At 64.7% G+C, this 13,431-nt stretch carries 11 protein-coding genes; 8 read left to right on the top strand and 3 right to left on the bottom strand.

Going from position 1 to position 13,431, the window contains the following annotated elements; translation table 11 throughout:
• From NA11_RS03570 to katG, 4 genes are all read left to right on the top strand, one after another.
• Entirely contained in the window at window positions 1-549 is a 549-nt protein-coding gene (locus tag NA11_RS03570; protein WP_069160279.1) for a GNAT family N-acetyltransferase, read from the top strand.
• Between the two features lie 296 nt (window positions 550-845).
• Window positions 846-1,847, top strand: a complete 1,002-nt coding sequence (locus NA11_RS03565; RefSeq protein ID WP_245745704.1) for a hypothetical protein — start codon at window positions 846-848, stop codon at window positions 1,845-1,847.
• Window positions 1,848-2,000: 153 nt separating this feature from the next.
• Entirely contained in the window at window positions 2,001-2,417 is a 417-nt protein-coding gene (locus NA11_RS03560; protein WP_069160419.1) for a Fur family transcriptional regulator, read from the top strand.
• A 34-nt stretch (window positions 2,418-2,451) separates the two neighbouring features.
• Entirely contained in the window at window positions 2,452-4,683 is a 2,232-nt protein-coding gene (gene katG / locus NA11_RS03555) for a catalase/peroxidase HPI (RefSeq protein ID WP_069160278.1), read from the top strand.
• A 41-nt stretch (window positions 4,684-4,724) separates the two neighbouring features.
• Here katG and NA11_RS03550 read toward each other — a convergent pair whose 3' ends face one another.
• A complete protein-coding gene (locus tag NA11_RS03550) occupies window positions 4,725-5,984 on the bottom strand; it encodes a cytochrome P450 family protein (protein ID WP_069160277.1) in 1,260 nt (419 codons plus the stop codon).
• A gap of 345 nt (window positions 5,985-6,329) precedes the next feature.
• Between NA11_RS03550 and NA11_RS03545 the strand changes: the two genes are divergently transcribed.
• The 3 genes from NA11_RS03545 to NA11_RS03535 all read left to right on the top strand — a co-directional run bounded on the left by NA11_RS03545 (window position 6,330) and on the right by NA11_RS03535 (window position 10,985).
• A complete protein-coding gene (locus NA11_RS03545; RefSeq protein ID WP_084654044.1) occupies window positions 6,330-7,832 on the top strand; it encodes a beta-N-acetylhexosaminidase in 1,503 nt (500 codons plus the stop codon).
• A 152-nt stretch (window positions 7,833-7,984) separates the two neighbouring features.
• Window positions 7,985-9,961, top strand: coding sequence for a glycosyl hydrolase family 18 protein (locus NA11_RS03540; RefSeq protein ID WP_069160276.1), 1,977 nt, complete (start codon window positions 7,985-7,987; stop codon window positions 9,959-9,961).
• Between the two features lie 256 nt (window positions 9,962-10,217).
• Entirely contained in the window at window positions 10,218-10,985 is a 768-nt protein-coding gene (locus NA11_RS03535; protein ID WP_069160275.1) for a lytic polysaccharide monooxygenase, read from the top strand.
• Window positions 10,986-11,045: 60 nt separating this feature from the next.
• On the opposite strand, the gene NA11_RS03530 is transcribed toward NA11_RS03535, so the two are convergent.
• Complete coding sequence (locus NA11_RS03530) at window positions 11,046-11,600, bottom strand: TerD family protein (RefSeq protein WP_245745703.1); 555 nt, start codon at window positions 11,598-11,600, stop codon at window positions 11,046-11,048.
• 194 nt (window positions 11,601-11,794) lie between these two features.
• Between NA11_RS03530 and NA11_RS03525 the strand changes: the two genes are divergently transcribed.
• Window positions 11,795-12,583 (top strand): hypothetical protein, encoded by a 789-nt coding sequence (locus NA11_RS03525; RefSeq protein WP_141717384.1) that lies wholly within the window; start codon window positions 11,795-11,797, stop codon window positions 12,581-12,583.
• On the opposite strand, the gene NA11_RS03520 is transcribed toward NA11_RS03525, so the two are convergent.
• Window positions 12,580-13,308: a copper homeostasis protein CutC gene (locus NA11_RS03520; RefSeq protein WP_084654042.1), complete on the bottom strand. Its 729-nt coding sequence runs from the start codon at window positions 13,306-13,308 to the stop codon at window positions 12,580-12,582. The two genes, NA11_RS03525 and NA11_RS03520, sit on opposite strands and share 4 nt — an antisense overlap.
• Between the last annotated feature and the right edge of the window lie 123 nt (window positions 13,309-13,431).

The following is a 13,431-nucleotide window of genomic DNA, read 5'->3' as shown; positions in this document are numbered from 1 at the left end:
ATGAGCAGCGCATCCCCGCTACAGATCACCTCACTGTCCCCGGATCAGGCCGCCGACTTCGACCTCGTGTGCGCGGTCGTCGCGCTGATCAACGAGGTCTACGAAGTGGCAGAGGAAGGACTGTGGGCCAACGGCCACACCCGGACCACCACCGACGACATCGCCGCACTCATCCGTGCCGACGAGATCACCGTCGCGCACCTCGACAACGAGCTGGTCGGGGTCGTTCGCATTCGCCGAATCGACCAGGAGGTCAGTGAATTCGGCATGCTCGCCGCCGCACCGAAGCGACGCGGCCTCGGCATCGGCCGTGAACTGGTGCGCTTCGCCGAACAACGCGGCCGCGACTCCGGAGCGAGCAGCATGCAACTCGAGTTGCTTGTCCCCCGCGAGTGGACGCACCCGTCCAAAGAATTCCTCACCCAGTGGTACACCCGCCTCGGATACACCGCAGTACACACCGGACAGCTCGCAGACTCGTACCCCGAACTGACGCCCCGCCTGACCACCCCGTGCCACTTGATCACCTACCGCAAGCCCTTTCTGTAGAGCTGCACTAATTCCGCGGCCGGAACGGGTGCAGTTTCACAGACGGGGTGCCGATTCCGGGATAGGGTAAATCGCGAGATAGATTGGGCGCGATGGATTTCCGTTCAACTGGCTACCGTTGAAATGTCTACACCTAATGCCATTGCCGGACAACAGAATTAAATCTCGATGACTTGTCTTTTGTTGTCCCGGAATACAACTGGGAAGTACGGGTTGCGCTGCGCCGATGCTAACCTCCGAGCGCGGCGGGTATTTGGCCGGGAATGGGCCCCGGCGCCCGTCTTGAGGAGGATCCGATGCGACGCTTGCATCTTCGAAAGTTATCTTCCGACAATGGATTAAGAAAATCACGTGTCAGTATGTGCCTGCCGGCGCTCGCTGCCTGTCTAATCCTTTCAGTCGGACTCGAACCGGTCGCCGCGGCAGCCCCCGCGGCAACCGACATCGGACGCGCGGCGCCCGCGGAACCGTACTGCTACACCGAGACCGTCAATCAAACGGCGGACCTGAGCGACCTCAAAGCCCGCTTCAATTCCTCGAACTGGATGCAGACCCTGCAAGCCATGTACAAGCGACGCTGGCCGAGCGGCGAGAAATTGGCCATTGCCCAGGCCAAGGATCCGTACTGGAACCAGTTCGTGGACAAGAAGAATTTCGAGTCGTTCGCCGAATCGATGATGGTGGCGATCCACGAGGAAACGCACATGTGGGATCTCGACGCTGCCAGGACCGAGTGGGATGTGTACACCTCGTCGTGGATCAACTCCACCCAGCAGATGCTCAAAGTGCCGTTGCACGGCGGCTTTCCGCGCAAGGAAATCCTGCCGTTGATCAAAGACAAGTTCAGTGACGACATGGACGGGATCTACCTGCGGGACCGCCAGCAGGGCGATTACCGCCTGCAGGGTGTGTTCGCCGAATTGAACGCGGGCCTGATGGGCCTGCCCGCGGCCACGGTCGTGCAGGAATACATCAAGGGCATCGGGGCGAGCAACTCCAGGGACATCGCCGCAACCAATCTGCGGTACCTGCTGCTGTACCTGCGCGTGGCCAAGACCAAGCACGCCGACTACTGGGCAAAGATCAAGAACGAGCCCAAGGTGCGCGACCTGGTGCTGACCCAATTCCTGCGCACGGCTTACTGGCTGGAGAAGTCCGCGCCCTACGCGGGCAAGCTCGGCAGCCCGAACGCCGACAAGATCACCGCGACGAACTACGCACCGGAGAACATCGCGATCCTCGAGGAGTTCACCGGCCGCAAGGTTCGCGTCGACGCGCAGAAGAACTGCACCACCTGACCTCGACAAGCAAGCAACGGGCTGGGAGCACCCCCAACGGGTGGTCCCAGCCCGTTGCGTTGCAGGTAGCGACGAGATTTCCGAAACCGCCACCGATCAAGACTTGAATCAGTAATAATCCTGAAAGTGTCAAAATCTGTGGACTTCGAGCACATGCTGCGCGAGGCGGCGCTGCGCGTCACCGCGCCACGGGTAGCGGTGCTTTCCGCAGTACACCACCACCCGCACTCCGAGACGGATGCGATCCTCGGCCTCGTCCGCGAGACCCTCGGCGCGGTGTCGCATCAGGCCGTATACGACGTGCTGCGCGCGTTGACCGCCGCGAAGCTGCTCCGGCGCATCCAGCCGATGGGCACCGTGGCGCGTTACGAGACGCGGGTCGGCGACAACCACCATCACCTCGTCTGCCGGTCGTGCGGCGTCATCACCGACGTCGACTGTGCCGTCGGCGCAGCGCCGTGCCTGACCGCATCGGACGACAGCGGATTCGTCCTCGACGAGGCAGAAGTCATCTATTGGGGCCAATGCCCCGCCTGCTCGACACAGGTTGTGTCGCAATCACACCCGTGATCCAGCCCGATCACACCCCCCGAAAGGAATTGCCGTGCCCAAGGAACACCCGCCCATCGCAGAGGCGAACACCGAACCCGCGGCCAGTGGTTGCCCTGTCGCGTCCGGCCGCCTCAAGTACCCGGCCGAGGGCGGCGGCAACCGTGACTGGTGGCCGAACCAGCTCAACCTGCGGATCCTGCAGAAGAACCCCGCCGTCGCCAACCCGATGGGTGCGGAGTTCGACTACGCCGCCGAGTTCAAGACCCTCGATCTCGCTGCGGTGCAACGGGATATCGAAGAGGTGCTGACCACCTCGCAGGAGTGGTGGCCCGCCGACTACGGCCACTACGGACCGTTCTTCATCCGGATGGCCTGGCACGCCGCCGGTACCTACCGGGTCAACGACGGCCGCGGTGGCGCAGGCGCAGGCATGCAGCGGTTCGCGCCGCTCAACAGCTGGCCGGACAATGCGAGCCTGGACAAGGCCCGCCGCCTACTGTGGCCGGTCAAGCAGAAGTACGGCAAGAAGATCTCCTGGGCCGACCTGATCGTCTTCGCGGGCAACGTCGCGCTGGAGTCGATGGGCTTCACCACCTTCGGCTTCGGCGGCGGCCGCGTCGATCAGTGGGAGCCGGAGGAAGACGTGTACTGGGGTCCAGAGCAGACCTGGCTCGGCGACGAGCGCTACACCGGCCAGCGCGATCTCGAAAGCCCCTTGGCCGCAGTGCAAATGGGCCTGATCTACGTGAATCCGGAAGGCCCCAACGGTAATCCGGACCCGCTGGCCGCAGCCAGAGACATCCGCGAGACATTCCGCCGCATGGCGATGAACGACATCGAGACCGCGGCGCTGATCGCGGGCGGACACACCTTCGGCAAGACGCACGGCGCAGGCCCCGCCGATCACGTCGGCCCCGAGCCCGAGGCCGCCCCGCTGGAGGAGCAGGGCCTCGGCTGGCGCAGCACGTTCGGCACCGGGGTCGGCGCCGACGCGATCACCAGCGGACTCGAAGGCGCATGGACGCCGACCCCGCGCGCCTGGGACAACACCTTCGTCGAGACCCTGTACGGCTACGAGTGGGAGAAGACCAAGAGCCCCGCCGGTGCGTGGCAGTGGATCCCCAAGGACGGTGCGGGCACCGGCACGGTCCCCGACGCGCACGACCCGTCGAAGACGCACACCCCGGTCATGCTGACCACCGACCTCTCCCTGCGCGTCGACCCCATCTACGAGCAGATCACCCGGCGCTGGCTCGACCACCCGGAGGAGCTCGCGGAAGAGTTCGCCAAGGCCTGGTTCAAGCTGACCCACCGCGATATGGGCCCGGTCGTCCGCTACCTCGGCCCGCTGGTTCCCCGGGAGACGCTGCTGTGGCAGGACCCGGTCCCTGCGGTGACGCACGATCTCATCGGCCCTGCCGATATCGCGGCGCTCAAGAGTCAGATCCTGTCTTCGGGTCTGACTGTCGCACAGCTTGTTTCGACCACATGGGCGGCGGTCGCGTCGTTCCGTGGCAGCGACAAGCGCGGCGGCGCCAACGGTGGGCGCATCCGGCTGCAGCCGCAGCGCGGCTGGGAGGTCAACGAGCCGGATCAGCTCGCAGTGGTGATCCCCACGCTCGAGCGGATCCAGGATGCCTTCAACGCCGCCCAGACCGGGAACACCCGGGTGTCGTTCGCCGATCTGGTGGTGCTGGCGGGCAACGCGGCAGTCGAGCAGGCCGCCGAGAACGCCGGATACGACATCGAGGTGCCGTTCATCCCGGGCCGCACCGACGCCACGCAGGAGCAGACCGACGTCGAGTCCTTCGCCGCGATGGAGCCGTCGGCCGACGGCTTCCGCAACTATCTCGGCAAGGGCAACCGCCTGCCCGCCGAGTTCCTGCTGATCGACCGGGCGAACCTGCTGACGCTGAGCGCTCCCGAGATGACCGTCCTCGTCGGCGGCCTGCGGGTGCTCGGCGCGAACCATCAGCAGTCCGCGCTCGGCGTGCTCACCGCAAAGACCGAGTCGCTGACCAACGACTTCTTCGTCAACCTGCTCGACATGGGCACGAAATGGGCGCCGTCGCCTGCCGACGACGGCACCTATGTCGGCACCGATCGCGGCACAGGTGCGACCACCTGGACGGGCAGCCGGGTCGACCTGGTCTTCGGGTCGAACTCGCAGCTGCGCGCGGTCGCCGAGGTCTACGCGACCGATGACGCGAAGCAGAAGTTCGTCGAGGACTTCGTCGCCGCATGGACCAAGGTGACGAACCTCGATCGCTTCGATATCGCCTGATCAACGCGCGATGGCCGGCCGCAGGGCCGGCCATCGCTCCCCTACAGCACAGGCAAAGGCGGCGATTCCGGGAAGACCACCGGTAGTGCCGTCACCGCTCGGTGGAATGGGCCTGGGCGCCAAGTGAGTTCGCCGGGTGCGACCGCGAGCCGGATCTCCGGGAGTGCGTCGAGAAGCTGGTCGATGGCGTCCTGGGCGATCAGGTACGCCATCGAGCTGGCTGGGCACACATGCGGGCCCGCACCCCAGGCTAGGTGCGAGCGATTTCCCGAGTACTGCTGTGCCGCGGTGATATCCGGGTCGGTGTTGCAGGCGGCCATGCTGATGACGACCGGCTGGTCGGCAGGCAGCCAGACATCATCGATCAGCACGGGCTGCCGCGGAAAGCTGATGCAGAAGTTCGCCATCGGCGGATCGTTGAACAGCACCTCGTCGAGCGCGTCGCGGGTCGACAGGCTGCCGCCGAGGACGCTGCCGCCGAACCGCTCGTCGGTCAGGATCAGCAGGAGCGTGTTCACGATCAGATTCTGTTGCGGCTCAATGCCTGCGCCGTACAGCGTGGCCAGCTGGTGCACCATCTCGATGTCGCTCAGCTCGGCGGGGTGTTGCAGCATCCTGGTGGTCACGTCGTCACCGGGTTGAATCCGCTTGAGCTGGATCAGTTCCTGCAACGCGCCGACGAGCATGATGTTGCCGCGTTCGGCATCGACACCCTCGAAGATCGCGGCCATGCCGGTCGCGGCATGCTCGGCGATCTCGGCCGGACAGCCGAGCATGGCGTTGAGCACCGCGAACGCGAGCGGAAACGCGTACTGGCGCACCAGGTCCGCGGCACCGTCCGCGCAGAATGCGTTGATCAGTGGGAGCGCGGTCCGTGCCACGGTGTCGTGCAAGCCGTACTGGTCGACCTTGTCCAGTCCCGCCGTTGTGGTCTGCCGATACCGCGCGTGCTCGGCGCCCGCGCTGCGCAACGCGTTGGGCCGCCACTGCATCATCGGCAGCACCGGGCAGTCCGCAGCGACGTTGCGCTGCCAGGCTCGCGGATCGGCCGGGAAATGGTCGGGATCATTGAAGATGCGCAGCGCCGTGCCGTACCCGATCACCAAGGTGGCAGGCACATCCGGCGCCAGCTCGACCGGAACCAGCGAACCGTGTGCGGCGCGCATCTCCTGATAGGCGCCGTGCGGATCGGCCGCGAATTCCGGTGCGTACAAAGGCACCCGAGGTCCGTCGATGTCGCCAGGAGCCCGGTGCTGCGCGTGGTGGGCAGGACTGCGCGCAGGGGGCGGCGGCATGGTCATCGAAAAAGCTCCAGGTGTCGATTGGGAATTTTCCCCACATGAACATGAATGGCTGTCCACTTTCTGCAGGGATGAGAGTAGTTCAAAACCATTGTTCAACTGGGTAATTCAGTGCAATGTCACCAGTAGAACAGGACCAGCTGGCCGGTTTCGATCACTTGTGATCGAAATAGCCGTTACTTGAACACAATTGGACGTTCAGGAACGGACAATTGTAATCTGGTGCGCGTCTCTTCCTGATCTGTGCACCGGAGGTGCGCCTTGCGGAATCTCTTTTCTCTGTTCATATTCGGCACTATTCTAGGGCTGATAACCCTGGTGGCGCCCGGCTTGGCCGGACCAGCCATGGCCGACAACCCACCGACGCTCGAACGCAGTGTCACCGATATCGTTCCGGTGCCCGTGCGGGCGAAGGCCGACCCTAAGGCCAACTTCAAGCTGACCGCCAACAGCGTGATCCGCGCCGAACACCAGGCGCGCGGCGTCGCCGACTACCTCGCCCAATTATTGCGCCCGGCAACGGGATACAAACTGCCGGTGGTGGAACGGCACGACAAGGGCAGGCCGGGCATCACCCTGCAGCTCGGCGACGCCGATCGCCGCCTCGGCGACGAGGGCTACCAGCTGACGGTGGCCAAGGACGGCGTCACCCTGTGGGCGAACACGCCGAAGGGGTTGTTCTCGGCCGTGCAGTCGCTGCGCCAGCTGTTCCCGTCGGCGATCAATAAAACAACTGTGCAGAAACAGGATTGGATCGTCTCGGGCGGCACGGTGTTCGACCATCCGCGCTTCGGCTGGCGCAGCGCCATGCTCGACGTGGCCAGGCACTTCTTCAAGCCCGATCAGGTCAAGCGCTACATCGATCAGATCGCGCAGTACAAGATCAACACACTGCACCTGCACCTGACCGACGACCAAGGCTGGCGCATCGAGATCAAGAGCTGGCCCAAGCTCGCCGAGATCGGCGGCAAGACCGCGGTCGGCGGCGATCCCGGCGGCTACTACACCCAGGAGCAGTACAAGGACATCGTCAATTACGCTGCCTCGCGCCACATCACGGTGATACCCGAGGTCGACATGCCCGGCCACACCAACGCAGCGCAGGCCTCCTACGGTGAGCTGAACTGCGACGGCAAGCCGGTGCCGCCGCGCACCGATATCGAGGTCGGCTACAGCTCGCTGTGCATCCCGAAGCCGATCACCTACAAGTTCGTCGAGGACGTCATCCGGGAGCTGGCGGCGATCACCCCTGGCCCGTACCTCAACATCGGCGGCGACGAGGCGCACTCCACCACACCCGCCGACTACAAGACCTTCTACGACAAGGTCTCGCCGATGCTGTCCCAGTACGACAAGAAGATCATGGGCTGGCACAACATCGTTGTGACGAACCCGCCGACCTCGGCCGTGCCGCAGTACTGGGACCCGGCCACCAGCAACGCCGACGTGGTCGCGGCGGCCAAGCGGGGCAACAAGATTGTGATGTCCCCGGCGAACAAGGCGTACCTCGACATGAAGTACAACCCACAGACGCCGATCGGCCTGCACTGGGCGGGCTACGTCGAGGTGAAGGACGCCTACTCGTGGGATCCGGCCACCTACCTGCAAGGCCTGTCGGAGAACCAGATCGCCGGTGTCGAGGCCCCGCTGTGGACCGAGACGGTGCGCACCAGTGCCGATATCGAATACCTGGCCTTCCCACGGTTGGCCGGTGCGGCCGAGATCGGTTGGTCTCCGGCATCGACCCATAACTGGGACAACTACCGTGTCCGGCTCGCCAAGCAAGGTCCGATCTGGACCGCACAGGGCATGAACTTCTACCGATCCCCCCAGGTCGACTGGAAGTAACCGCACCACCGCTCGTGCCGGGGAGCAGTGCCGGCCTGACCGTCAGGTCGGCACTGCTCTATTCGCCACCGGATCGCCCGCGAGCACGACCCGCACGACCCGACCTGGGTTGTGCGGCAATAGATCCCACTACACCACAGGGAGGATCCCCCATGTGGAAGGCGAAATATTCGGCACTCTTCGCGCTCGTCGCGAGCCTGCTGATCGGCATATCCATGGCGCTGGTCGGGACGACCAACGCCGTACCGGCGCAAGCATCGTTGAAGGCACCGACGTCGGGTGGCGTCAAAATTGCCTACTACGACCAGTGGTCGGTCTACCAGAACGCCTACTTCCTCAAACAGGTCGACACCTCAGGCGCCGCAGCCAAACTCGACTACCTCAACTACAGCTTCGCCAACATTCACCCGACCGACCTGACCTGCTTCGAGGCGAACAAGGCGGCGAGCCAGGACGAGAACAACCCGAATGCCGGTGACGGCGCTGGTGATTCGTACGCCGACTACGGCAAGACGTTCGACGCGTCGAACAGCGTCGACGGCACCGCGGATAAATGGAACGACCCGATCGTCGGAAACTTCAAGCAGCTCAAGCAACTCAAGGCGAAGCACCCGAAGCTCAAGGTGCTGCTGTCCATCGGCGGCTGGACCTATTCGAAGTTCTTCTCCGATGTTTCCGCGAGCGATGCCGCCCGCAAGAAGTTCGTCTCCTCCTGCATCGACATGTTCCTCAAGGGAAACCTGCCCTCGCAGAACGGTTACGGCGGCCCAGGCACCGGCAAGGGGGTCTTCGACGGATTCGATCTGGACTGGGAGTACCCGGGCGGTGGCGGGCACCTCGGTAATCACGCCTCGCCGAACGACAAGGCCAATTTCACGTTGCTGACGGCCGAATTCCGCAGCCAACTCGACGCGCAAGGCACCGCCGACGGAAAGCGCTATGCGTTGACCGCCGCCGTGGCAGCGGGCCAGGACAAGATCCGGCACTACGAGACCGACAAGCTCGGCCGGTACCTCGACCTGGTCAACCTGATGACCTACGACATGCACGGCGCCTGGGATGCGAAGGGACCGACCAACTTCCAGGATCCCATCTACAGCAGGCCGGACGACCCGATGCAGCCGGTGCCGCCGGGCAACGGCAAGTACAACATCGACGCGGCGGTCTCCGCGTGGATCAAGGGCGACAGCTCGTACGGGATCGCAGGCGGGTACCCGGCGGAGAAACTGACCATCGGATTCCCGTTCTACTACCGCGGCTGGACCGGCGTCCCCGCAGGCAACAGCAATGGTGTCTTCCAGCCCGCGACCGGTCCCGCACAGGGTGCCCCGCTGTCCGGCAATGTGCCTGGCATCCGGATGTACAAGGAACTCACGGGCGTCGTCGACAATCCGTCGAGGACGTTCTACGACACCACGGCGCAGGCGGCCTACTTCTACGACGGCACCAACTGGTGGGGCGGTGACTCACCGCAATCCATCAAGGCCAAGGCGGATTACCTGCACTGCAAGGGACTCGGCGGCGGGATGATGTACTCGCTGATGGACCTGGATCGGGCGAACACGCTGTTCAACCACGTCGTCGACGCCGTCAACGGCTCGGCGCCGAGCAACTGTTCGACCACGCCGACGACGACACCGACCACCACGACCACCGTGCCGCCGACGACGACAACGACCACGCCACCGTCGACGACGACAACCCCGCCGACGACGACACCGTCGCCCGGCGGAAAGGGTGTGGTGAACGGTGATTTCGAGGCGGGTGCGCTGACACCGTGGACCTGCACCGGCAATCTCGGCTCGCTCGTCGGCAGTCCGGTGCACGGCGGCAAGAACGCCCTGTCCGGTGCGCCGAGCAGCAGCGACAACGCCAAGTGCAGCCAGACGGTCACCGTGGAACCCGGCCGGGCATACACGTTGTCGGCGTGGGTGAACGGCAGCTACGTCTACCTCGGCGTCACCGGTTCCGCCAACGACACGTCCACCTGGACGCCGTCGACTGGCGGTGCGTATAAACAGCTTTCGACCAAGTTCACGACCGGGCCCCAAACCACCACCGTCACGGTCTATGTCAACGGCTGGTATGGGCAGGGCAAATACTCCGTCGACGACGTCGCGCTGAGTTAACGCCGCACGAAATCGAAGGTGGGTCTCGCGCACCGAGACCCGCCTTTTCGTGCGCCGAATTCAACGCAGTAAATATTCGAGTGTCGTTCACGCACAATGAATTCCGTCGAATTACGCCCTTGATTGAACACTCGGCGCGCTTTTACAGTCGAATCCTCAATTGATGAAATGACCTGTCGCCGGACCATATCTCGGCTCAGGTCCGTGGGACGACTTGCCGGCTACCACCGTCCTCTCTCAGCTAGAGGAGCACCTTGTGAAAAATCGAACGCTGTCCATCGTCGGGGCGGTAGCTTTCGCCCCGCTGCTTATCGCCGTGCTGCCGCAAGCCACCGCAAACGCCCACGGCTACGTCTCATCGCCGCTCAGTCGGCAGGCGCAATGCGCGAAGAACCTCGTCCCGTGTGGCGCAATCAAATACGAACCGCAAAGCGTGGAAGGACCCAAGGGCCTGCGCAGTTGCAACGGCGGCGAGTCCAGATTCGCCGAGCTGAACGACGACAACAAGGGATGGAAACCGCAATCCGTCAGCCGCGCAGCGGCTTTCACCTGGACCAACACCGCGCGGCATGCGACTTCCAACTGGGAGTACTACATCGGCAGCACCCGCGTCGGCCTCGTCGACGGCCGCGGCCAGCAGCCGCCTGCCACCGTCACCCACAATGTCGACCTCGGCAACTTCACCGGTAGGCAGAAACTCCTCGCCATCTGGAACATCGCCGACACCGGAAACGCCTTCTACGCCTGCATCGACCTCGATATCAACGGCGGAACCCCCACCACCACACCGAGACCGACGACAACCACGCCGCAGCCGACCACGACAACACCGCAACCAACCACCACAACGCCGCAACCAACCACCACGACGCCGGCCCCCGGCCAATGGCAGGCAGGCGGCACCTACAAGGCAGGCGACGTCGTGACCTACGACGGTGCCCGCTACCGCTGCCTGCAATCCCACACCGCCAGCGACCCCACCTGGACCCCGGCGAGCACGCCGGCCCTGTGGCAGCGCCTCTGACCTGATTCCAGCGGTCGTCCTGCGTCCCTCGCGGGCGCGGGGCGACCGCTGTGCCGTGCGCTAGCGCAGGTAGCGGCCGAGCAGCGGTGCGGCGTCGACCGGATGCTGCGCGGCGATGCCTTCATCGATCTCGTGGAACTCCCACACCCCGTCGACGGTGCGGCGCAGCGCGCCCATCACCAGTCCCGTATGCGATGCGCCGTGCAGTTCGTAGCGGGCGATCTCGGTGGCGGACACGCTGTCCACCAGGCGGCAGAAGGCGTTGTCGATCTCGGCGAAAGTGTGGCCGGTGTAGGTGGTTACGAGAAAGATCACCGTCGTCACCTGGGGCGACAGTCTGGTCAGATCCACCGAGATGATCTCGTCGTCGGCCTTGCGCGGCCCTTCACCGGTGATGCTGTCGCCGAGGTGATGGATCGAGCCGTCCTGGGAGGTCAGGCTCTCGTGGTAGACCACGTCCACCAGTCCGTCCCCGCTGAACAGCATCGCGGCCGCGTTCATGTCGATATCGCGGACGGCCCCGCCCCACCAGCGGTCCCGGCGCACCGGCTCCCAGCCCAGTGTCATGGTGACGAGCTCGAACCCCGTACCACTGTCGTCGCGAAGCACGTGCACCGCGCGTCCCCTTCCGCAGGGGCGACCGGCATCGCGAAATACCGCACCGCCTAACCACCTTGGACATCCACCCTAACGGAATCCTTACGCGCCACCCCTGGTTATCCGGCGCGGCAGCTGAAATCGATGTATGGACCCCGCGCGATACGGCGACCCCCTCGCACCCGATGACGTGTCGAGAGTAGGAATGACCCGTGAGATCGACATTTTCGACATCGCCGTGGCTGGAGCCGGGGCATTTCCAGCCTCGGGACCAGGCGGTCCGCATCACGCTCACATCGCGAGGCTGCACCGAATCCCCCATCGTGGTGCTGGATCCGACCGCACGGTCTGTCCGCACCGAGGACGGCGAGACGATAGTGAGCGACGGATTCGGCGCGGTGCGGCACCGCAGCGACTGTCCGCCCTGTGCCGCGGACATCTATCGAATCCGCATCGAAGGCGGCCACATCGACGGGCGATACGCGGGACGGTGGTCCGATCAAGCCACCGCGCGCTACCAACACCTGGCCTGCCGCATCGGCTGGGCACACGGCGACAACGGTTGGCGCGGAACATTCCTCGACGGGACCGAAGTGCCCGACTGGCTACGCGACACCACCGCGCAATTGCTCAGGGCCCCAGCCGGATTCGGCCTCGAGGTCGCCCAGATCCTCGATCCGCTCGACTGGCCGACCCTGCTCGAACACCATCCCGACGACCTCGCTCTCGTTCTCGACGCCGAACGAGACGAAGGACCCTTCCTGTTGGACTGGGAGCCGACCGTCGACGCGTTCCACGTGTTGGCCGCGGCCGGGCACTCCCCCTTCTTCGCCGCGAGCATCGGCATCGGCGCGACCACGCAACTGCAGCTACGCATCACCGCACTGCTGTGCCACATCTATCCGATCGACACGGTCGTCACCAACCGCGTGTCGACCGTGCTCGGCGGGATCGACTACGACGACACGCTTCCCGGATGGTCGTGGAAGGGCCTGGACTAGCCGCCGCGGACCACCGAACACAGCTCAGCGACCCCGTCCGCGTCGGTCTCGAACCGATCGAACCCTTCCGGCACACCGACACCCGCGAACGACACCACCCCTCCACCACTGTCCCCACGCACCGGCGCGCGAACACCAGCGTGCAGATCGGAAACACCGGTCGCCGCGATGACCTGCAGCGCATTCGACGCCCGCACACCACCGCACGCCATCACCTGAATCGCACCGGACGCCCGCTGCACCAGATCCTTGATCACCGGCGCGCCATCGAGCACATTCGGCTGCCGACCCGACGTGAGTATCCGCGTGAAACCGAGCGAGATGGCCTGCGCCATCAGCTTTTCCGAAGAAGCACTGACATCGATGGCGCGATGAAACGTCGTCTCGATTCCCTCCGCCGCAGCCACGAACTCCGCACAAGCGGGATCCGCGAGCCCATCCGCCCCCAACGCCCCCACCACGATCCCCCGCGCCCCCGCCCGCCGAGCCGCCTCGATATCCCGCACCATCACCGCGATCTCATCCCGCGAATACCGAAAATCCCCAGGCCGCGGCCTGATCAACACATGCACCTCAGTCCGCACCCCCACCCCAACAGCCGCCTCGATCAACCCGACACTAGGCGTCAACCCCCCATCCCCCAGCCCCCCACACAACTCCACCCGATCCACCCCGAACCGCTCAGCAACCCGCATCCCACCAACCGACTCGACAACGATCTCCACACGCACACCGCCGAGTATCCCCCACCAACCTCAGCACCCCCCGACCACCTCATCGATGGCCACAGCAAGCGGCAGCCCCGCAATCCGAATCTCGGTATACCCGGCCCGTGGCAGCGAGAATCC

Origin of the sequence: Nocardia altamirensis NBRC 108246, assembly GCF_001612685.1 — a bacterium.
GTDB classification, from domain to species: Bacteria; Actinomycetota; Actinomycetes; order Mycobacteriales; family Mycobacteriaceae; genus Nocardia; species Nocardia altamirensis.
This window is presented reverse-complemented; position numbering and strand designations above follow the sequence as displayed.